At 38.5% G+C, this 20,793-nt stretch carries 21 protein-coding genes and 1 other annotated feature; all 21 genes read right to left on the bottom strand.

All coding sequences use genetic code 11. From position 1 onward, the window contains the following. Positions 1 to 84 (bottom strand) — a sequence feature (ribosomal protein L21 leader region). Positions 85 to 152: 68 nt separating this feature from the next. The 21 genes from QFZ87_RS09385 to QFZ87_RS09285 all read right to left on the bottom strand — a co-directional run bounded on the left by QFZ87_RS09385 (position 153) and on the right by QFZ87_RS09285 (position 20,614). Further along, positions 153 to 1,616, bottom strand: coding sequence for an Rne/Rng family ribonuclease (locus QFZ87_RS09385; RefSeq protein WP_309860360.1), 1,464 nt, complete (start codon positions 1,614 to 1,616; stop codon positions 153 to 155). 46 nt (positions 1,617 to 1,662) lie between these two features. Further along, complete coding sequence (locus tag QFZ87_RS09380) at positions 1,663 to 2,529, bottom strand: M50 family metallopeptidase (RefSeq protein ID WP_309860359.1); 867 nt, start codon at positions 2,527 to 2,529, stop codon at positions 1,663 to 1,665. Beyond that, on the bottom strand, positions 2,522 to 3,328 hold the full coding sequence (locus QFZ87_RS09375) for a peptidoglycan DD-metalloendopeptidase family protein (RefSeq protein ID WP_396133909.1): 807 nt from the start codon (positions 3,326 to 3,328) through the stop codon (positions 2,522 to 2,524). The genes QFZ87_RS09380 and QFZ87_RS09375 overlap by 8 nt, the downstream gene beginning before the upstream one ends. Before the next feature lie 119 nt (positions 3,329 to 3,447). After that, complete coding sequence (minD, locus tag QFZ87_RS09370; protein ID WP_308083018.1) at positions 3,448 to 4,251, bottom strand: septum site-determining protein MinD; 804 nt, start codon at positions 4,249 to 4,251, stop codon at positions 3,448 to 3,450. Position 4,252: 1 nt separating this feature from the next. Then, a complete protein-coding gene (gene minC, locus QFZ87_RS09365) occupies positions 4,253 to 4,933 on the bottom strand; it encodes a septum site-determining protein MinC (protein ID WP_309860355.1) in 681 nt (226 codons plus the stop codon). A gap of 206 nt (positions 4,934 to 5,139) precedes the next feature. Continuing rightward, on the bottom strand, positions 5,140 to 5,658 hold the full coding sequence (gene mreD, locus QFZ87_RS09360) for a rod shape-determining protein MreD (RefSeq protein ID WP_309860353.1): 519 nt from the start codon (positions 5,656 to 5,658) through the stop codon (positions 5,140 to 5,142). Continuing rightward, positions 5,655 to 6,536 carry a rod shape-determining protein MreC gene (mreC, locus tag QFZ87_RS09355; RefSeq protein WP_309860351.1) on the bottom strand — a complete coding sequence of 294 codons (882 nt, stop codon included), beginning with the start codon at positions 6,534 to 6,536 and terminating at the stop codon, positions 5,655 to 5,657. The genes mreD and mreC overlap by 4 nt, the downstream gene beginning before the upstream one ends. Before the next feature lie 60 nt (positions 6,537 to 6,596). Beyond that, complete coding sequence (locus tag QFZ87_RS09350; RefSeq protein WP_309860349.1) at positions 6,597 to 7,619, bottom strand: rod shape-determining protein; 1,023 nt, start codon at positions 7,617 to 7,619, stop codon at positions 6,597 to 6,599. A gap of 164 nt (positions 7,620 to 7,783) precedes the next feature. After that, a complete protein-coding gene (gene radC / locus QFZ87_RS09345) occupies positions 7,784 to 8,473 on the bottom strand; it encodes a RadC family protein (protein ID WP_309860347.1) in 690 nt (229 codons plus the stop codon). A gap of 40 nt (positions 8,474 to 8,513) precedes the next feature. Continuing rightward, positions 8,514 to 9,086 carry a Maf family protein gene (locus QFZ87_RS09340; RefSeq protein WP_309860345.1) on the bottom strand — a complete coding sequence of 191 codons (573 nt, stop codon included), beginning with the start codon at positions 9,084 to 9,086 and terminating at the stop codon, positions 8,514 to 8,516. 220 nt (positions 9,087 to 9,306) lie between these two features. Next, the gene (locus QFZ87_RS09335) at positions 9,307 to 10,380 is read right to left on the bottom strand and encodes a hypothetical protein (protein ID WP_309860343.1); all 1,074 of its coding nucleotides are present in this window, start codon (positions 10,378 to 10,380) and stop codon (positions 9,307 to 9,309) included. A 132-nt stretch (positions 10,381 to 10,512) separates the two neighbouring features. Then, positions 10,513 to 11,292 (bottom strand): hypothetical protein, encoded by a 780-nt coding sequence (locus QFZ87_RS09330; RefSeq protein ID WP_309860341.1) that lies wholly within the window; start codon positions 11,290 to 11,292, stop codon positions 10,513 to 10,515. Beyond that, complete coding sequence (locus QFZ87_RS09325; RefSeq protein WP_309860339.1) at positions 11,289 to 12,110, bottom strand: PilN domain-containing protein; 822 nt, start codon at positions 12,108 to 12,110, stop codon at positions 11,289 to 11,291. The genes QFZ87_RS09330 and QFZ87_RS09325 overlap by 4 nt, the downstream gene beginning before the upstream one ends. A gap of 4 nt (positions 12,111 to 12,114) precedes the next feature. Next, on the bottom strand, positions 12,115 to 13,110 hold the full coding sequence (pilM, locus tag QFZ87_RS09320) for a type IV pilus biogenesis protein PilM (protein WP_309860337.1): 996 nt from the start codon (positions 13,108 to 13,110) through the stop codon (positions 12,115 to 12,117). 16 nt (positions 13,111 to 13,126) lie between these two features. After that, a complete protein-coding gene (locus QFZ87_RS09315) occupies positions 13,127 to 13,885 on the bottom strand; it encodes a prepilin peptidase (RefSeq protein ID WP_309860335.1) in 759 nt (252 codons plus the stop codon). Between the two features lie 8 nt (positions 13,886 to 13,893). Then, positions 13,894 to 14,415 carry a type II secretion system protein gene (locus QFZ87_RS09310; protein WP_309860333.1) on the bottom strand — a complete coding sequence of 174 codons (522 nt, stop codon included), beginning with the start codon at positions 14,413 to 14,415 and terminating at the stop codon, positions 13,894 to 13,896. 133 nt (positions 14,416 to 14,548) lie between these two features. Then, positions 14,549 to 15,766 carry a type II secretion system F family protein gene (locus QFZ87_RS09305; protein WP_309860331.1) on the bottom strand — a complete coding sequence of 406 codons (1,218 nt, stop codon included), beginning with the start codon at positions 15,764 to 15,766 and terminating at the stop codon, positions 14,549 to 14,551. After that, complete coding sequence (locus QFZ87_RS09300; protein ID WP_309860329.1) at positions 15,759 to 16,808, bottom strand: type IV pilus twitching motility protein PilT; 1,050 nt, start codon at positions 16,806 to 16,808, stop codon at positions 15,759 to 15,761. Before QFZ87_RS09300 ends, QFZ87_RS09305 begins: the two co-directional genes overlap by 8 nt. Positions 16,809 to 16,820: 12 nt before the next feature. Beyond that, positions 16,821 to 18,482 (bottom strand): GspE/PulE family protein, encoded by a 1,662-nt coding sequence (locus QFZ87_RS09295; protein ID WP_309860327.1) that lies wholly within the window; start codon positions 18,480 to 18,482, stop codon positions 16,821 to 16,823. A gap of 15 nt (positions 18,483 to 18,497) precedes the next feature. Then, positions 18,498 to 19,808 carry a G5 domain-containing protein gene (locus QFZ87_RS09290; protein ID WP_309860325.1) on the bottom strand — a complete coding sequence of 437 codons (1,311 nt, stop codon included), beginning with the start codon at positions 19,806 to 19,808 and terminating at the stop codon, positions 18,498 to 18,500. A 26-nt stretch (positions 19,809 to 19,834) separates the two neighbouring features. After that, on the bottom strand, positions 19,835 to 20,614 hold the full coding sequence (locus tag QFZ87_RS09285) for a hypothetical protein (protein WP_309860323.1): 780 nt from the start codon (positions 20,612 to 20,614) through the stop codon (positions 19,835 to 19,837). Positions 20,615 to 20,793: the final 179 nt, after the last annotated feature.

The following is a 20,793-nucleotide window of genomic DNA, read 5'->3' as shown; positions in this document are numbered from 1 at the left end:
TTATAAACTCAGACTCGCCAATTACAGGCGCTCCTGCAAATCTGCAGAAATCTTATTACCTGTTCTGTGCGGTTGTAGCACGGGTGCGCTACAAACATAACATTAAAATCATACATAATTTAATCGAAAGTGTCAACCTATTATTTAGTTCCTTACGAATAATCCATTGCTCGTTGAGAAATCTCCTGTATTGTACCGAACTGCTTTAATTGATAATAATGCCGTTCAGAGGCTTGTATAGAAAAATATAAGTTAACCCGTAACAGGTCTTCTAACACATCTTTATGCGCCTCATTTTCGCCTAAGAGTGCGGCCTTTACCTCTTCTGTTGTCTCAACTAGAATGGCTTCGAAATCAGCATGACGGTGCTCTAGCAGCTCTCTTTCTAATCGAAAAGCCACCGTTTCAGCGCTGAGAATCCGCCCCGTCCCCTCACAAACCGGACACTTCTCTTGTAATGCCTCAGAAATACTTACCTTCGTCTTCTTCCTAGTGATTTGAAGAATGCCAAGTGGAGTAAATCCGATTATCTTTGTTCTTTTTTCATCCCTTGATAGCTCTAATTCCATTAGGGAGAGAATCGATTGCTTGTCCTTTTCACGCTTCATATCAATAAAATCGATTAGTACAATTCCACCGATATCACGAAGCCGCAGCTGTCTGACAATTTCTTTAGCGGCGAACTGATTCGTTTTTAACACAGTATCTTGATAATCCGTTTTTCCAGAAAACTTCCCCGTATTTACATCAATTATGGTTAGAGCTTCGGTTTCGTCAAAAATAAGATAGGAACCATGATCCAGCCAGACAATCCGTTTGAGTGCTTTGTCAATTTCATGCTCTACCTTATTGACGGAGAAAAGATTTTCTTTTCCATTGTAAAAAGTAATTTTAAGGTGCGGATTGTTCTGTTCAAGCAGCTTCTTAACAGTCAAATCGTCTACCATTACTTCACCTGTCTCCATGGCGGCCACTCGTTCTAGTACCATTTCCATAAAGGTATCTTTCTGAGATAGGAGGCCTGGCTTCTTAAGGTGTGATGCTTGCTGGAGCAATTCCTGGTATTGTTGACGTAGTACCATCAATTCCTCTTCAATCTCCGCTTTCGTACAGGTCATGCTGGACGTCCGAAAAATGATTCCCTCTTCCTCCGTTTTCAGGCTGCTGCCTAATTTTCGAAGGGTAATGTTTTGCTTATCATCTGCAATTTTTTTACTAACTGCCACATAGCGACCGGTAGGCATATAAATCAGATGGTTTCCATGTATTTCAATAATCCCCGTCACTTTAGGACCTTTTGTGCCTGTTGCATCCTTATCCACCAGAACGAGCATTTTCTCTCCCTGGTGAACAAATGAGGTGACGTTCTGTTGTTTTTCAGCGGACTGTACATACGAAGGCAGCTGATCTCGGTGTAAATAGGCATTTTTTTCCTCACCAATATCGATGAACACTGCATTCATGCCTGGAAGTACCTTCGTAACGGTCCCAAAATAAATATTACCGACCAGTGATTGATTACCTGGTCGGTCAATGATGATATTTTCAACACGGTTATTTCTGAGATAGGCCAACCTCTTTTCCCGCGTTGTGTAGTTGATAAGTAGTGTTTCCAATCCAGCTTCCTCACTTTTTTCATAGATGACTTCATTATAACCATAATCAATATAAAAATAGAAGGTCGCTGATTTTATCTGTTAATCGTTTATCTGTAAAGTACGCATGTAAAAGTTCATTTTCATCTAAGATTCCTTTTTCTTTCCCCGCTGCTTCCACTATAATTGGATGTTTGCAGCCTCGTTGAAATTTTTCTAAAACGTGGATCAATAAATCATGCTCATTCGCCTGTATAGGCTTTAAGGCACTTGGATTCGATTTTTTTCCATAATAGCGTTCTAATAAAAATCTCATAAAAATAAAGCGCCGCTGCTTCCATTCATGGTAAAGAGAAAATGCTAGGAAGGCGATAATAACCCATACGTTGATATGTGATGGCGCAATTAATAAGATTAGGAATGAAAAAAGACCCAAACTTAAAAAGGAAAGGATAAGTGTCAGCCTGTGTGCACTCGGAAAGGAGTGTTTTAATGAGAGCAGTAAAAACACCAGCTTACCCCCATCAAGCGGCCAAACTGGAAAAAGATTAAAAATAAAAATCATTAAGTTGTAGTTGATAAAGAGCTGAAATAGGTCTTCAGATATCAACGAGAACGAAAGTAAGAGGTAAGCTACTCCCATCATCCAAAGATGCTGAAGCGGTCCAGCTACCACCACAATTAATTCTTCCTTTAATGGACGATTGCCGTGTTCATCCATCTCTGCCACCCCGCCAAAGGGGAGAAGGGAGATTTTTTTGATTCTCCATGAAAAAAAAGAAGCTGCCGCTGCATGCCCCATTTCATGTATAAAAATGATCCCTAGCAGCAAGCAAACTTCAAGGAAATGTGCGGTCGCGATAGATATAGCAATGATAATCCACAGCAAGGGGTGGATATGAACTTGTCTGAGTAATGAAATGGCTCTATTCAAAACGGATCACCTGGATTGGGTCGATAAAATCATCGCCTTTTTTAATGGCAAAGTAATATTTCCCTTTTGTTTTATCTTCACCCGTTGAAGTGGAAACTGTTCCAACAACGGTTCTCTTGTCGATATATTCGTATAGGTTTACTTTTATTTCGTCTAAGTTTCCATACCATGTTTCCGTTTCATCTGAATGCTGGATGATGACGGTTTTTCCAATCCCCTCTTTTACTCCTGCAAAGGTGACTACCCCACCGTTAATGGATTGGACTGGCGCTCCTTTACCTGTTTCAATCATGATTCCTTGGCCATTTTTTTCAAAGTTTTCGAGGATCTTACCCATGGCTGGGACAGAAAATTCTGTTTGGACCACTTCTTCTTTTTTGTCTGTTTTATCTCCCTCTGAGAAAGGCAGAAGTGCTAAGGGTTTGCCGAACTTATCTTCGTACCAATTTGAAACAGTAGCAAATTTAAAGTCCTTGTCCATTGCACTGGTCACATAATCCCTTACTGGATCAAAAGTCGCTGTCTGGTTGCGAAACAGAATGGCTACCACGAGAAAAAGGAGGATGGAAGCCAATATTTTGAAGAAGAACACTTCTTTTTTAAATAACGGATGTCCGTCGTCTCCGTTGCTATTTTTGGAGCTACCCGTATAATTAAATCCATATTTGTCATCATCATCACCAGGCCAAGCGATTTGACGTTCTGGACGTTCGGGACCTTTTGTTGCTGTTGTTGAACCCATATCTTTTTTTCTTTTAGCGATTCGTCGCCGTATTTCCTCCGGTGTAGACCGCGCCATTCCCATCAACCCTTTTCCCACTTTTTTGTACAAGTCTATGAGAGAATTTTTGAGAGTATGACTGAATTTACATTTTAAAAAAAAAGCCTGTCCACGGTGGATCGTGAACAGGCTTGTATTTATCTAACTCCGAAGAACTTCTTAAGTTTGGTGAAGACGCCTTTGTTTACTTCATCTAGTGGTTGCAATGGAATCGATTCGCCTAGAATTCTTCTAGCAATATTTCGATAGGCAATCGATGCTTTGCTGTTTGGATTAAGGGCAATAGGTTCTCCGTGATTTGATGCTTTAATTACCTCTTCATCATCCGCAACAATTCCAATCAACTCAATAGATAAATGCTGGGTAATTTCATCAATCTCCAGCATGTCCCCGCTCTTCATCATATGATTACGAATGCGGTTGACCACTAATTTTGGAGGCTCCATGTTTCTTTGTTTTTCTAAGAGACCAATAATACGGTCCGCGTCACGTACCGCAGATACTTCTGGTGTTGTGACAACAATCGCCTTATCTGCTCCTGCCACTGCATTCTGGAATCCTTGTTCGATACCAGCGGGGCAATCAATAATTATATAATCATAGTCCTGCTTTAATTCTGTAATAAGCTCTTTCATTTGTTCTGGTTTAACCGCCGATTTATCAACGGTTTGCGCAGCGGGAAGTAGATATAATAATCCATCAAATCGTTTGTCCTTTACTAACGCCTGATGAATTTTACATCTTTTTTCTACTACATCGACTAGATCATAAATGATTCTGTTTTCAAGCCCCATTACGACATCTAAGTTTCGAAGACCGATGTCTGTATCCACTAAGCATACTTTTTTTCCTTGAAGGGCCAAAGACGTCCCAATATTTGCGGATGTCGTTGTTTTACCAACGCCGCCCTTGCCAGAAGTAATTACTATTGCTTCTCCCACTTTAATGTCCCCCTTCTAATCTAGTTAAATCTGGCCTTAAATGAATTAAAGCTTGTAATCTATCAACGATAATTTGTCGATTATCATCTATATAAGCACATTCCATTTCGCGATTTTCGCTAGTTTTTACGGAATCAGGCGAACGATTGATGCAATCGCTAATTCTAAGCTGTGATGGTTTCATGCTTGATGCCGCTATCACGGCTTGTTCATTTCCGAAACAACCTGCATGAGCTACACCCTTTAAGGTCCCCATAATGAAGATATTACCGCCTGCAACGACGGTCCCACCAGGATTCACATCACCAATCAACAGCAGATCGCCTGAAGTTTCAAGAACTTGGCCCGAACGAATGATTCTAGATACAGTCATAATCCCCGCTTCTGCCTTTAATCGTTCTGCTTCCACTTTTGTGATGACATTTGAAACAATATCATCCACAACTAAATTCTTTTTCTGTCGAATTAAGTGCTTTAGTTCTTCTCGTTGTTCTTCCGTAATATACCGATTCCCAATTTCAACTTTAACAGAAATTAAGTGGCGGTCATCCTGTGTTCTTAAATTCGCCGAAAGCTTCTGATCCAGTTCTTTTTTTAAATCGTCGTAAGAACACTTATCATCAAGATGAAGGACGAGACCTTCCTTCGTTCCTTTTATTGTAACATTTTGCCGTTTTTTCATGGAGAATTTTCACCTCATAATTAAGAAAGCCATCTAGAAACGTGCAATTCCCCTAAAATCCAAGGGAATTTGCACGTCCATACGCTAATTCTGAATCGAAAGTACAGACTATCTGATAATAATTCGACATGATGCGTCCATTCTCCTCTTTTTTTAAATGAAAAACTTATGTAGCAAGGAACCTAAAAGTGGAAAGCCGAAACTCATTATTCATCTCGTAACGATTCCAAATGCTTTTCAAAGAATCTCTTTAAAGGATAGCCTGCTAAGATAATAAAAGCCGCATTTAATATAAGGGTTGGATAAAAACGCAAAGTAAGAAAACTCATAAAATCAAGGTTTGTCACATGGATTAAATAATCCATTTCATAGACACCCACCTCTAATAATGCAACAGCGAAAAGGGAAACGAGGAAGGCAATGATAAAATTCGCCTGCATGATGTGCATGATTTTAGATACAAGATACGAAATGAATGGATAGAGAAATAAATAAATTCCAATAATTTCTACGTAAACCACATCAAACAACAGCCCGAAAATAGCTGCATAAATGACACCTTTCTTTTTACCCACAAAAATCGTTAAGAACAACAGTGCTACAAAAAGAAAGTGCGGTACAAGGATTCGATCCTTACCCAAAATGCCATCTGGTAAGTATTGAACAAAGATACTTTCAAAAATCAATAAAAATAGAAACAAAAGAGGAAGAAGGAATTTTTTCACGATCCTTCCTCCTTCCCACCGGTTAAATCATTTTGATTTGGCTCGGCCATAAGTCTCTTCGTAACCATCACTGTCTTGATGTCATAGAAATCGGCACCTGGTTTGACAAGTGCAGTTTGGTTTAGACCATACTGATCCGGATTTACTTCTACTACTTTCCCAATCATTAATCCTTTAGGGAAAATACCACCTAAGCCAGAAGTAATTACCGTCTGGCCTTTTTCAATTTTCGCACTAGAAGGAATCGCCTTCACCATAAGTAATTTTTTCTCTTTGTCATAGCCTTCAACAAGTCCGTACACATCGGTAGTTCCTTGAACAATAGCGGAAATCCGATTCTTAGGGTCCATTGCACTTAACAGCTGTACGGTTGAACTGAATTGAGTTACACTCTTAACCTTTCCAATCAACCCGCTTGCCGTAACAACAGCCATATTTTTCTTAACTCCTTGTAGATTACCTTTGTCGATAATAATCATTTCATGCCAACGATCAGGATTTCTACCAATAACTGTAGCTGGAAGTGGTTTCAAATCTCTCAGGGTCTCTTTTTCACCGAGAACGTCACGCAATTCTTTGTTGTCTTTTTTCAGTTCTTGAACTTCTGCTTCAAGGCTGACAAGATTTTCAATCCGTGATTTTAATTCTTTATTCTCTTCATATGTATTACTTAAGTCCTGGAGATTTTCAAAAAAGCCGGCAACATAGTTGGTAGGCTTTGAAACCAGGGATTGAACCCAGCCGGCTGTATCTTTAATAAATTGTTCCGGCCAGGTAAGTTTCTCTCTCTCCCTTAAAGAAAACCCAATCAATGCCACGAGAACAATAATGCTGACAAGCAAAATAATCAGTCGTTTATTCAAGAAGAACTGTGGCATGATTATACACCTCTATTTTTTTTAGATAAAATGGCGTAGCCTAAAAAGAAGCTTCCTCTTTTATCTTGAGTCTTTCGCTTTGTTTTTAAATAAATGAATATGATCTAACGCTTTTCCTGTCCCAATTGCAACGCAATCGAGTGGATTTTCAGCAATAAGGACTGGCATTTTGGTCTCTTCACTAATAACCTTGTCCAAATTGCGCAGAAGCGCACCTCCACCCGTTAATACAATACCGCGGTCCATAATATCCGCTGCAAGCTCAGGTGGTGTTTTTTCTAATGTATTTTTTACAGCCTCTACAATCGCGTAGACCGTGTCATTTAATGCGGTGGCAATTTCTTTTGCCGTGATTTCAATGGTTTTCGGCAGACCTGTTAATAAATCACGTCCGCGAATTTCCATGTTGTCGATTCCTTCCGGTATACCTGCTGAACCAATTTCCATTTTGATGGATTCCGCAGTACGCTCCCCAATCATTAAATTATAATTCTTGCGGATATACGAAATAACGCTATCATCCATTTCGTCTCCAGCCACGCGAATCGATTGGCTTGTCACGATTCCTCCTAAAGAGATAATCGCAACTTCAGTAGTTCCTCCACCAATATCAACGACCATACTACCAGTTGGCTCCCAAACAGGTAGGTTCGCACCAATCGCAGCTGCGAATGGTTCTTCAATGGTGTAAGCATCCTTCGCACCAGCTTGTCTTGTCGCGTCAATCACAGCCCGCTCCTCAACCGCAGTTATACCTGAAGGCACACAAACCATAACATATGGCTTTCCTGAAAAAGGATTATTACTTTTTTGGGCCTGACGAATATGGTGCTTCATCATTGATGCCGTTGTTTCAAAATCAGCAATTACCCCGTCCTTCATCGGTCTTAGAGCAACCACATTCCCTGGTGTCCGTCCGATCATATTTTTCGCATCATTACCAACTGCGACGATATTTTTTGTATCTGTCTGCATGGCAACTACTGATGGCTCACGCAAAACAATTCCTTTTCCTTTTACATATACGAGGGTATTCGCTGTACCCAAGTCAATTCCAAGGTCTCTTGATCTAATTCCAAACATAGTGTTGTATCTCCCTTTCTACACGTACAAAATGCAAAATAGCAATAGGCAGGTAATCGCCTTACTTATCATGTCTATTTCCTAATTATTTATTGGCCCTTTCACAGGCAGTCCTAAAAAATCATAACTAATATTATATCGTATCGTCAAATAAAACAATAGTATTATAAATACCCTTTTTCCTTTAAACTCACAAACTTATTTTCACCAATGATTAAATGGTCAAGAAGGTCAATCCCAATAATTTTTCCGCACTCAACCAATCTCTTAGTCACTTCAATATCCTCGCGGCTTGGTGTGGGGTCCCCGGAAGGATGGTTATGAAGAGCTATGATGCTCGCAGCGGAGCGCTTTAATGCCTCGCGAAAAACCTCGCGTGGATGAACAATCGAAGCATTTAAGCTGCCGATAAAAACCGTTTGTTTATGAATGACCTGATTTTTTGTATTTAAATATAAACAAACAAAATGTTCCTGCGATAAAAAGCGCATATCATTCATGACATACTTGGCTCCATCCTCTGGGGAGCGGATTACATAGCGGTCATTAAAGGATAGGTTGGAAATCCGTCTGCCAATTTCTACCGCTGCTAAAATTTGAATGGCCTTTGCTGAACCTATTCCTTTAATTTCGGTTATCTCTTCTAACGTAGCGCCTTTTAATAGCCGTAAGCCCTCAAAATGGTTCAACAGACGATTCGACAATTGCAGGACGGATTCATCCTTTGTTCCAGTCCTTAGCAGAATTGCAATTAGTTCATGATTAGATAAGCTTTGTGGTCCGTGTTGAATAAAACGTTCCCGTGGCCTTTCATCTTGTGGAAAATCGCGAATCATTAATGTATCAGTTGACATTTTTTTCCTCCCTGTATTCGGGAGTTAAGGCACAAAAAAGTTAATACGGTAACTGGTAGCCTGCCTTACTTAGTTCTCTGATTGTCCTTGCTACTGGCAGACCGACAACCGCAAAATAATCTCCATTTATTTTTTTGACAAGCATACTTCCGAGCTGTTGAATTCCATAGGCACCTGCTTTATCAAGCGGTTCACCACTTTTCACATATGAACGGATTTCGTCCTCCGTTAACTCCCAAAACCATACTTCTGTTTTTTCATAGAAACGGGTCTTGCTCGTTGGAGACACTATTGAAACACCTGTAAACACTTCATGCTGACACCCTGAAAGAGTTTTCAGCATACGAACGGCTTCTGCTTCATCAGCTGGCTTTCCTAAAATTTGATTATTCGCAAAAACAATCGTGTCCGAACCGATAACAAAGGCCTCTTGATTGTCCTTAAACACAGCTTGTGCCTTTCGTTCGGCTAACTCCATTACTACTTCCTCTGGGGAGAGTGTGGGGTCAAAGCTTTCGTCTGCTTCACTGCTTGAGACTGCGAATGTTAAGCGGAGATTTTCTAGAAGTTCTTTTCGCCGTGGAGAAGAAGAGGCTAAAATGAGGTTCTGCATTCAATCACCTTACCTTTTTTGCTTCATTAGGGAGATACAATTCAATCCTATCAGAAATTGTAGAAGCAAACAATTTTTATATAACTAAATTTTGAAGAAATCTGTCAAATTATGCATTTGAATATGAATTCTATCAGTTATTATGACGACGAAAAGCCTGCCCTATTTGGACAAGCTTTATTTCATTATTCATTTCCCGGAAAATATGGTTTTTTGTCGATTACATGGAATAGTAGACTGATAAAAAGTTTAATAAGTGCTGTTGGGCTGCACTTAGGCTTTTCTCGTCTTTTGATTTTTGAAAGTCCTTAATTTTAGCGTCTGCACCAGCTAATTCTGCATGTAGCTTTTTTACATTCTCATTTTTCAATCCACTTACCTTTAACTGCTCACCTAAAGCTGTTAATGTCTTGGTGGATTCCTCGGGAATTGAATTCGTAACCATGGCGCCAGAAGTCACAATTGACAACGCCTGATAGATGGTAGGTGCCCCTTCTAAAAAGGCCTTTTCCTTCTCAGATACGTCTGCCACCTTCTTTTCATCTACTAATAGCGGCTTGGCAAATACCTCTTTAACCCCATTTTCTTTGTACTGATTTCCAAGTGATTTAGCCATATCAATGGTATCCGCTACACCAAGAAATAGGTATTGTTTTCCGCTCATTTCAACTAATTGCGAAGGTATTCCCTTTTCTGTAATCTGATCAGCTGTTGCCTTTGCTCCATCTTTGGACGAAAAAACTCCGCCTTGGATAACATAGGCTGTTAATTGCTCAATCACAGCAGTAGTTGTTTTCCCAGTAGTTGTTGTAGTCGTTTCCGTTCCACCTGTTTCTTCCACCACAGTGGGTACAGTTGCCACCTTCTTACTTGGTTCTGTCACCATCTTCAGCATAAAAATACCAATCGTTAGACCGATAAGGATGGCAAAGGTCGCAGAAACAAAGATAGAGCCTAGCGGCCTACCATTCTTCTTAATGCTGTTTGAAGAAAAAGATGTGTTCTTTTTAGGACCATTTTTCTTCGTATTCGTGGTAGTGGCAATTTTATATTCCACAAGATCAGCGTCAGAGGATTCAGGAATGATCCAGTCAAAGCTCTCATCGACAGACTCCTGTGCAGCAGCTGTCTCTAGATAGCTGTCCGATTCTGTTGGTGCTGGGTTTATTTTGATCACTCTAGTCGTTGTGTTTGTGCTGACTTCTGGCTCCTTTTTTGGAGCTTCTTCTTCAAACTTTGTATTTTCTCCATTTAATTTAATCTTAATTGTATTGCCTTTGTTAGGCTTGTCCACGATTCGTACTCCTCTCTTCCGCTAGCTCATTGGTTTCATCCTAACATATAGGCAAAAAAAAATAACAAGACTTTTGTCGTCTTGTTAGCGTAGACTTTCGTCAAAATATTTGTAAGTTCGCAGTGTTGTTAATTACGGCTGCGTTTGTGCGGTTGAAGGAAACTGACTTAATGGGTTATCCTTACCCGCTGGTGCAGGTGCATCGATCCTTGGCTGTTCAGCAGCTAGATCAGCTAGAGTTGGCATATAAAAAGCTGAAACTGTTAGGCTATAACTAATAGGTGAATCTTCTTGGCTCAGACTGGTAATTTCTTGTCCACCAGAATAGGTTATGGCCTCAACTACCACTAATCGCTGTAAGGATTCCAACGTTTCGATAAATTTTTCTAAATCCTCATATTTCGGTGATTCCACACTCAACTGGACAGTCATTTTTTTTAATCCTGTAGGTACAGGATTGGCCGGCTGTTGAGTTTGCGCCGCATTTGGATCTGGCGTAGTTGTTTGCGCAGTGTTTGTCGTTGTTGCTTGGGCAGCATTTGGATCGGCAGCTGCTTGGTCGCTTGTAACCGTAACATCTGCATCCTTACTAAATCCCATAGATGTAATCTGACTGTTCGATACATTCTCTGCTTTTTCAAGGTCTAGAATAAACTGCTCCTGAAGTGGACCAACAGGAAGTTTCTTCTGGAGCTCCTTTGTGTCAACCGTTGTCGTTTTGGCGGAAGCAGCCCTTTTTTGACTGACAATATCCAATAGCTTTTGCTCTGACTTTAATTCCTGTTGCTTAATACCTAAGTCAGACTTTAATGGTGTTAAGGAAAAGAATTGTGCATAGACGATGAGTAATACTAGCAAAAGAGCACCGATAGCTACAATCAATTTGTGCTTTTTAGAGAGATAAAGCCTCATGAGCCCTTCACTCCTTCCCCATCCATCTTGCTATTCTTCGTACTTTTCTTGATTTCTTCCTTGTTGAACTTAATTTCAAACTGTCCTGTATAACGAGGAAGATAGTTGGTAGACTTCTTTATTGTTGAATTTGTTGTTGCAGTTGTTACACTCGTCTGATTGGTTGTAGTTGCTGTGTTGCTTTGTGCAGTTTGGTCGGATGTCCCAACTGTCGGGTTGTTCTGCCCCTCAACAGTTGTTGTAGCTGTTGTTGTCTGATTAGCACTTGTTGTCGGATTCGTTGTAGTTGATGTGCTATTTGAAGCTGCAGTAGCATTAGCAGCAGTAGTTTCTGATTCAGATTGTGTGGTTGATAGTGAGTTAAGACTCGCCTCATCAATCCATTTAGACTCGTGTAAACTATCTAAAAAGTAGGCTGCCTCTCTAGCACTATCAAATTGAACCGTAAGCGTAACGGTTCCGGCTTCAGTATAGGCAAAGGATTGGATAAAGCCACGTTCTGGTAATAACGATGTTAAGTGCTGCATGACTGGTACTGTTTGAAGAGAATAGTCACTTGCCCACTCAATGGCACTTTTCAATTGACCCACAGAACTAGTAGATGCCACTGTATCACTGTTTTTCTGTTCTTTATCAGCAATCTTTTTGGTCATCGTAATTTGTTTATTTAAAGATGCTATCTCGGCGTTTATGGATTGGGTTTGCCAAAAATAATAGCCACCAATGAGAATGAATAACGCAAGTAGTCCTGCAATCAGTATTATAAAGCTAAATTTTTTCGGTTCCTTCTGTGGAAGCAGGTTAATTTCAACTAGCATTGCATTAATTCACCTCTTTTAAAGCGAGACCTAGTGATAGTAATAGATTTGCCGGCACGCTTCCTGTTTTTCCTTTATTAGTAGAATCAACAAGTAGCCTCTCAACTGGAGCTTCAAATCTTTCTTTCATTTCTTCAGTTACAGCCTGGATCATCGGATGATCACCGACTAGCAGAAACTTGGATATATCATGTTTCTCATTGTTAAGCGCATACCGATAAAAATCTAGCAATTTACTTAACTCTTTTAAAATATCTTCAAACTGGATAACTAATTCATTCGCTTCACCTGTGTATTTAAAGTCCATGGTCCCCATATTGTCATATCGTATTTCCCAGTGGTCTAAGTTAAACGGAAGGGCAAACGGACGCATGACTATAGGCACAGCTCCTTCAAATATACATAAATTTACACTCGTTAAATCAAACTGGATGGTCAAAAGGTTCTCGTTTTCATTTCCATGTCCGAGCTGGTGATATAAGCGGTAAAGTGCCAACGGAGAAATATCCGCAGCAACAGGTGTCAGCTTTAAGCTGGAAAATAAGTCTGCATATTCCATCACATACTGTTCTGGTGCAGCAAATAAAAGAAGATCCTTTGTTTTTTCATTTTGTGAAAGTGGGTAGTAATCAAAAATTGGTTCTTCGAATGGTAAATGAATACTAGAACCGAGCTCTAAATAAAGATAACCCTTCATTTCATCCTCTTGAATCTCTGCAGGTACGGACACCTTCCGGATGATGACCAGTTGGTCTGGAACAACAAAGCGGATTTGACGTCGTTGAATTTTCCATTCATCAATGCACTCATCCAAAATATTTACTAACGAATCCATATCTGCAATTTTACCATCGCAAATAATTCCTGGTGGCAAAAAACGCTCTCCCCATTTTTGAGCTGTAGGGGGATTCATTTGTTTCAGTTCCACAAAACGAATAGAGTGGTCATTTAGTACTAGATTAATTATTCGGTTTTTGGATGAGAAGAGGGAAAAAGCCATGTAAAAAACCCCTTAGTTAAAATCCTTGATTAAGAAAGCGTAAATAAAGTTCAATCATTTCCGATCCCCAATAATAAGCGGATAAGGTTCCCGCTGCAATAAAAGGTCCAAAAGGTATCGGCTGACGCCTTTGGACAATTCTAAACAACAGTGCAACTCCACCAAGAACGGCACCATATAATGTCGAAAGAAAGAAGGACATAAGGACTAGTTTGAAACCTAAAACGAAACCTAGTAACGCGTAAAGTTTTACATCACCAAAGCCCATACCGCCTTTGCTGACAAGAGCAATGATTAATAGGAGGACAAAACCGGTGACTGCACCTGCCAAGCTGTCCCACCATGGGTGTAACGGCCAAATAATCCGTTCCAATAAAAAAATCCCTGCAAACCAGATGAGAATTTTATCAGGGATGATCATATAGTGAATATCTGAAACTATGATAATGATAAACATAGAAATTAGTGTTAACGCTAGGACCAATTCACTAGACCACCCAACCACTAGTGGAGATGTCGCAAACAGGATACCTGTAAGTAGTTCGATAGTCGGATATATTGGAGAAATCCGCGACTGACAGCCGCGGCATTTCCCTTTTTGAAGCAAATAAGATAATACTGGTATTAATTCATAGGACTTTAGTTGATGTCCACATGTTTGACAAGCCGAACGTGGGGCAACAATTGATTTTTTTAATGGAATTCTAATTCCTACAACATTATAAAACGATCCGAATAAAACACCATATGAAAAAAGTAGAATATAACCGATCATATTAAAGTTTACTTAACATTGATTCTTTTTAATTCTGTAGTTGCTACACTAACTGCCTTTTTATCGGTACCTTGGATACCTCTAGTACTTCCAACTAGTTTTACTGCTACAACTTTACCATCTGTAACTACAACATATGCTTTAGCAGCTTCAAGATCAGTAGCAACTGTTGCTTCTGCAGTAGGAAGGTCTGTAATAGCAACTGCACTTGAAGGCTTTGCAACATAGACATTATCACTATCTGGATCTTTAATAGTCTCAATATAATTATTAGATAATAAATACTCCAATGTTAATAACTTTGTTCCAGTTTTTTGTAATTCTGCATTGTTAGCAACAGCCATTTTTGCAGAAGCTATCATTTGGTTTGCATTAGCTACATGAGCATCCTTTTTAGTATTGTCTATTAAACCTAAGATAGATGGTACTGCAATAGCAGCAAGAATTCCTAGAATAACGATAACTGCAAGTAATTCGATTAGGGTAAATCCTTTTTGTTCTTTTATCTTATTCTTTAACTTATTAACCATAATTCCATCTCCTATATGGTTCTAAGAACCTAGTAATATTGTCTCTGTTAGTATACATTAATTTACAAACTATTGAAAAGAGACTTTTTTGGTATTTTGTTACTTTTTATCTACTTTTTAATCTTCTTGTCAGTTATTGATTCATTTGTTGGAATTGGTCGAACATGCTAAACATTGGAACCATTATTGAAGTTACAATTGTCCCAACAAGCCCAGCTAAAACTACAATCATTATTGGTTCTATTAACGATTTTAATTGGTCAGTGCCTGTTTCTACTTCTTTCTCATAGAATTCAGCAATTTTTGATAACATCGCATCTAGTGCACCAGTCTCTTCCCCTATTGCTATCATTTGGGTAACCAGAGGTGGAAAAGCCCAGTGTTTTTGCATAGGTTCAGTCATCGAACGGCCTTTTTCTAGTGAATCTCGAGATTCACGAATTACCCTTGAAAGTACCTCATTCTCGACAACTTTTTCAACAATGGCCATTGCTTGAAGAATTGGAACAGAACTTGAAAATAACGAGCTTAGCGTTCTCATCATTCTTGAAAGTGCAGCTTTTTGGAGAAGATTCCCAAAAATAGGCATCCTCAATAACATATAATCTAGATAATATTTTGTTTTCATGTTGCTTCTAAAATAGGCAAATAAGACTATAAAGCCAAAAATAATTACAGCCACTAACCACCAAAACGCTTGCATAAAGCCACTTGCAGCAAGAACAAACTTTGTAATACCAGGCAGTTCTCCTCCCATATCATCAAACATTGAAACAAATGTGGGTACAACGGCAATAAGTAAAAATATCACAACTGCTACAGCAATGATTCCAACAGCAATTGGATAGGATAAAGCCGACTTTATCTTCTGGATTGTATAGTGTTGTTTTTCAAAATGATCCGCCAATCTGTCTAGTGTTTCATCCAAATTCCCACTTATTTCTCCTGCCTTTACCATGTTAATAAACATTGGAGTAAATATTTTCTTATGCTTTGCTACAGCTTCAGAAAATGGGTTCCCTTCACGTAGTTCTTGCTCCACATCAATCAAAGCCTTTTTTAGCCCTTTACTTTCTGTTTGAAAAGCTAGAATGGATGTTGCTTCTACAACTGTTACCCCTGCTTTAATTAACGTAGAAAATTGCCTTAAATATATGACAAAGTGCTGAAGCTTTACCGGATTACCAATAGAGATATCCTTCGTAAACAAGGTTTCAGGAACTTCATTCACTTCAATGACTCTGATTCCCTCTTCCTTAAGCTTCATCATTGCTTCCCTTTTTGACCCCGCAGTTATAGTGCCCTGCCGCTTACCTTTTCGATCACGTCCAGAATATTTAAATCTAGCCATTCATCATCATCTTTTCATGCAAGTATTGTGAAGCGGCTTCCTTTTGAATCACATTTCTATCAATTAGATCTCTAATACTCATCTCGAGCGTATGCATTCCCTGGGCACGTGACGTTTGCATCGTACTTTGAATTTGATGGATTTTCTCATTTCTAATTAGGTTAGCAATTGCAGCATTATTAATCAATATCTCAGTGGCAGCTTTTCTTCCTTTTTTGTCAACAGTCGGGAATAATCGTTGAGATATAACACCGACTAATACAGATGCTAACTGTATTCGTATTTGTGGTTGCTGTCCTGAAGGAAACACATCGATAATCCGGTTAATAGTTGTCGGTGCACTTGAAGTATGGAGCGTTCCCAGTACAAGATGCCCGGTTTCTGCTGCTGTGATTGCAATTGACATCGTCTCCAAGTCACGCATCTCTCCAACAAGAATGACATCAGGGTCTTGTCTAAGCGCTGCTTTTAAGCCACTGGCATAGTTATTTGTATCAAATCCTACTTCTCGTTGGTCGATAATCGAGTTTCCATGACGATGGAGATACTCGATTGGATCCTCTAGAGTAATGATATGCTTTCGCATCGTACGGTTCATATAATCAATCATAGAAGCAAGTGTCGTTGATTTTCCGCTCCCTGTAGGACCAGTTACAAGAATAAGACCTTGGGGCTTCTCTACTAGCTTAGATACAATTTCAGGTAAATCTAAGTCTTCAATTGAGGGAACCTTTGAAGCAACAACCCTTAGAGCTAAAGATACACTTTTCCGTTGGTGATACGCATTTACACGGAATCGCGAGCTGCCTGGAACACCATAAGAGAAATCAAGCTCCCCTTTATCTTTAAAAATATCCCACATATTATCTGGAATAATGGCATGTGCCATTGCCTCGGTGTCATCTGGTAGCAATTTATCAGATCCATACCTTCTTAAATCACCATTTATACGCATGACCGGCGGCACTCCGACAGTTAAATGAACATCGGAAGCTTTATATTCAATTGCTGCCCTTAAGATCGCATCTATTTTTTCTTTCATGCTCATTTACTCCTACTCCAGAATTGCTACTTTTAATACTTCTTCGGTTGTTGTTAAACCTTGCTTTATTTTTAATAAGCCATCATCAAGTAAGAAAATGGTTTTATTTTTATTTGCAAGTTCTTTTAATTTTTGAAAAGACTCCCCATTCATCATTGCTCTACTTATCTCGTCATTGATGACTAACACTTCATGAAGTGCTATCCTTCCTTTATAGCCAGTCATATTACAGGAGGAACACCCCTTGCCACGTGTTACTTTTTCAACCTTCATTCCTCGTCTTGCAAAAATTTCATGCTCTCGCTTAGATGGTTCTATAGATACCTGACAATCACGGCACACTTTACGAACAAGACGTTGTGCCACAATCCCACTTAAGGAGGAGGCAAGTAAGAATGGTTCCACTCCCATATCGATTAACCTGGTAACTGTTCCAATGGAATCATTTGTATGAAGGGTACTTAACACTAAGTGACCAGTTAATGATGCGCGAATAGCCACTTCCGCTGTCTCCTTATCCCGGATTTCTCCGACCATGATAATGTTCGGATCTTGTCGAAGAATCGATCTTAAACCAGCAGCAAAAGTCATACCCACATTTGGGTTCACCTGTATTTGATTAATCCCTTCTAATTGGTATTCTACCGGGTCTTCAATTGTTATAATATTAACTGTTTCATCATTTAACTTGTTTAGAGCAGCATAGAGTGTAGATGATTTACCAGATCCAGTTGGTCCTGTAATTAGGACAATGCCAGTGGGCTTTTCAATCATCTCATTAAATCGTTTTAAGTTAAGTGTGTTAAATCCAAGTTTACTTAAATCATTTAATGTTGAGCCCATATCAAGAAGCCGCATAACAATTTTCTCACCATACACAGTAGGAAGAGTGGAAACTCGAAGGTCTACCGGATGAAAATCAAGATTTAACTTGATTCGACCATCCTGTGGAATCCTGTGTTCAGTAATATCTAAATTGGACATTATTTTTATTCTAGCAGTCAATACCCCTTGCATGTGACGTGGCAATACACGTTCAACTCGTAAGACACCATCGACCCGGTAGCGTACAACAACCTTTGTTTCCTGAGGGTCGAAGTGGATATCACTTGCCTTTTGTATCACAGCATTTGAAAGAATCTGGTTCACGAGACGGACAATAGGTGAATCAAGATCGGTAACATCATCTATACGGCTCTTTTCATTTTGCTTCAATTCACCAAGGAGCTCGTCAAAAGCGTCATCAACGTTGTAATATTTATTTATGGCACGAAGAATATCATCCTTTGTGGCAATGGCTGGCTGGATTTGAAATCCTGTTGAAAGACGTAAATCGTCAATCACAATAAAATCCATTGGATTAGACATCGCTACATAGAGCTTATTTCCATCTCTCTTTAGGGGAATAATTAGATTTCTTCTTGCTAATTCTTTAGAAATAAGAGAAAAGAGATTCGTATCAAAAGGATAATTAAATAAGCTAATGTGAGGAATACCTAGCTGAAATTCGAGTACTTCAATTAATTGTTGTTCAGTAATTAAGCCTCTTTGGAGCAAAGCCTCCCCAATTTTTTGGTTTTTTGATTTTTCCTCTAATGTTATTTGAAGTTGTTCAGGGGTAATTAAACCTACTTCAATTAACAAATCACCAAGGCGTTTTCGAGCTTGTCTCATTTTTGATCCCTGCTTTTATTTAGGTTGTTCATTCGTTTTTCCCCAAAGGTTACTATCATTGGATTCTTGTTGGTCTGTTTCAATAGTTGACTGAGTTTGGGTCTGATCAATAGTAGTACTATTTGGACTTGTGGTCTGACTGTTGATTGTTGTTGTAGTTGTAGCTTCCTGCTCACTTCCACCTAGACCATGAATCTCCACCTGATAGGTTGGAGGATAGTAATCCTCCGAAATTAATTCACTTTTAATAAATGATCCACCCTGGTATATATCTCTATATACCTTAATTATACGACCCTCAGTTCCAATTGTCTGTACCTTCGTTTTCCCTGGAAGGAGCAATGGGCTATATTGAACAATCGTTTTAGGTTTTAACCTCTGTTCGTCTTTTGTACTGATTTTGTAATTATAGGCAAACTTTTGCCCTTTAAGGGTAACAATTAATTGTCCATTCTCTAATTGTAGGTCAAAAGTATACTTAACCTTATTAGGGTTAGCTAGAATTAAATCAACATTTCTACTTTGATTTACCTTTGCTTCATAACCTAATGAAGCATAATCAGGTAGTGAACTACTGATGTTTCTTTCCACAATTGAAATGTTAGTAGGCAGAACAGCTTGATAAATTCCGCTGGCTAATACATTTAATGTATAAGTGTCTTTCATATTTTGTTTCTTGGCTAATTCAAGTAGCGAAAATGTTGCTTCCTTTTTCAGTTCAATCTCAGGATTTTTTTCAATGAATATTTGCAATTCATTAGGAATTTCATTTAAATTAATGACCGCTGTATTTAATACTGAATCCTTTTTTTGACTTGCTATTAGGTAATCATTATATAGGTTAAAGATATGGTAACCTTCTTGGAAAAGTGAAGCAGTTTGGCTTAAACTGGAAATGAGCTTATCTAAATCAAAATCATTACTTTCTAACTGCGGAAATAGAAGTCCCAACTGCTCTACTACCTTCTGCTTGTCAATCGTAAAGAAAGCTGTGTTTTTTTGACCATCTTTAATAGAATCAACCGTTTGCTGTGCATCTAAATGGAATTGATTTAAATCCAATGTTGCTGTTATTTCACCGTATTGCAGTTTAATAGATTCTTCCTTCAGCCAATCAACATACTTCTGTTCCAACATACTTTTAACTTCTTCATCCGTTTTTTCAGACACATCAAGAGATCCTATAGTTGTCCCTTCCGAAAACTTCCCATCAGCATTGGTCATTTTTTCAAACGCTTTTGCACCATAATGGGAGGAGCTAAAAATAAATGCTGTACCAAAAAATAAAACAACAAATACCTTGAAGATTTGTTGATGTTTGTTCACTTTATCTACCTCCCTTCAACTTATTTTTATACGGATACTTTTTTCTTTTCTTCGGTATCTACTTTTCCAACTGCCACTTTTTCTGATATAAAGAGATCCGATTCAGAAGAAATTAAGGTTTCTAAATCATTAAAAATCGATAATTCTTTTGAATCTTCTTCTCTAACTTCTTTTAATGGCAATAAGTCATCTAGTTTTCCCAGCAATTCACTTTTTGAATGATTTTCTGATTCATCAAAACCCTCATTCAGCAAACTCTCAATTTCTGATAAATAACCTGTTTCGGTCTCCTCAACTTCTTTAATTTGATCAACCTCGTCGTTTCCTTCGGTTCGCTCAAGTAAGAAGGAAATATCCTCAACAAATAATTTGTCTTCATTATCCAAGTTTTGCTTATATTCTTGAGGTGCGTAAATGAAATTTTCATTTACATTATCTAAAACAGAGGCTTTATCCAACTCATGTAATTTAAAAGAAGCATCTTCCTTTTCTTTTGCAAGTTTGGAATTAATATATGGATTAATAATTTCCTTGGTCCTCTCTTCTTTATATTCAGGACTTTCTTTGTACAAAAAAGATCCCATCTTTTTATCCAAAAAGTACGCGGTAAAAAAGATGAGAACAACTAGCAATAATGCTGTTTTCCAAAGTGGGAAAGAAACAACTGCTGCGAGTCCTCCCAATGCAAGAAGAAAGCTAGTTAAAACAAGAAAAACCTTCCCTTTATTAGTCAGTCCTAAAGGTAGAAAGGTTATAATCAACAAAAGTATAACCATAGAACAAAAGGCCCATATCATTGAAATCATAAATCCACACCCTCTTATATCATTCATGTAAACTATTTAACTACATTTTCTTGCAAAGTCTATTATTTTTTGTTTTTTTCTTCAAAAATCAGACAAATTTCGTCTACTAAATATTGTATAATATTTTTAAATAGTTTAAAAGAAGCTGGAAAATATTTATAGGTCATTTTTACTAAAGT

The organism is Bacillus sp. SLBN-46 (assembly GCF_031453555.1).
In the GTDB taxonomy this organism is placed as follows: domain Bacteria; phylum Bacillota; class Bacilli; order Bacillales; family Cytobacillaceae; genus Neobacillus.
Note: the sequence above shows the minus strand (reverse complement) of the source record. Positions and strands in the feature narration are given on the sequence as shown.

Excerpts from the sequence above, each read along its gene's own strand:
- QFZ87_RS09285 (WP_309860323.1), bottom strand. The coding sequence starts at position 20,614 with ATGATTTCAATGATATGGGCCTTTTGTTCTATGGTTATACTTTTGTTG.
- QFZ87_RS09325 (WP_309860339.1), bottom strand. The coding sequence starts at position 12,110 with ATGCTAGTTGAAATTAACCTGCTTCCACAGAAGGAACCGAAAAAATTT.
- QFZ87_RS09300 (WP_309860329.1), bottom strand. The coding sequence starts at position 16,808 with ATGAAAGAAAAAATAGATGCGATCTTAAGGGCAGCAATTGAATATAAA.
- QFZ87_RS09315 (WP_309860335.1), bottom strand. The coding sequence starts at position 13,885 with ATGATCGGTTATATTCTACTTTTTTCATATGGTGTTTTATTCGGATCG.
- mreC (WP_309860351.1), bottom strand. The coding sequence starts at position 6,536 with ATGCCACAGTTCTTCTTGAATAAACGACTGATTATTTTGCTTGTCAGC.
- QFZ87_RS09340 (WP_309860345.1), bottom strand. The coding sequence starts at position 9,086 with ATGCAGAACCTCATTTTAGCCTCTTCTTCTCCACGGCGAAAAGAACTT.
- QFZ87_RS09330 (WP_309860341.1), bottom strand. The coding sequence starts at position 11,292 with ATGAGGCTTTATCTCTCTAAAAAGCACAAATTGATTGTAGCTATCGGT.
- QFZ87_RS09295 (WP_309860327.1), bottom strand. The coding sequence starts at position 18,482 with ATGAGACAAGCTCGAAAACGCCTTGGTGATTTGTTAATTGAAGTAGGT.
- minC (WP_309860355.1), bottom strand. The coding sequence starts at position 4,933 with ATGAAAAAACGGCAAAATGTTACAATAAAAGGAACGAAGGAAGGTCTC.
- pilM (WP_309860337.1), bottom strand. The coding sequence starts at position 13,110 with ATGGCTTTTTCCCTCTTCTCATCCAAAAACCGAATAATTAATCTAGTA.
- QFZ87_RS09305 (WP_309860331.1), bottom strand. The coding sequence starts at position 15,766 with ATGGCTAGATTTAAATATTCTGGACGTGATCGAAAAGGTAAGCGGCAG.
- QFZ87_RS09350 (WP_309860349.1), bottom strand. The coding sequence starts at position 7,619 with ATGTTTGGAATTAGATCAAGAGACCTTGGAATTGACTTGGGTACAGCG.
- radC (WP_309860347.1), bottom strand. The coding sequence starts at position 8,473 with ATGTCAACTGATACATTAATGATTCGCGATTTTCCACAAGATGAAAGG.
- QFZ87_RS09310 (WP_309860333.1), bottom strand. The coding sequence starts at position 14,415 with ATGGTTAATAAGTTAAAGAATAAGATAAAAGAACAAAAAGGATTTACC.
- QFZ87_RS09375 (WP_396133909.1), bottom strand. The coding sequence starts at position 3,328 with ATGGCGCGGTCTACACCGGAGGAAATACGGCGACGAATCGCTAAAAGA.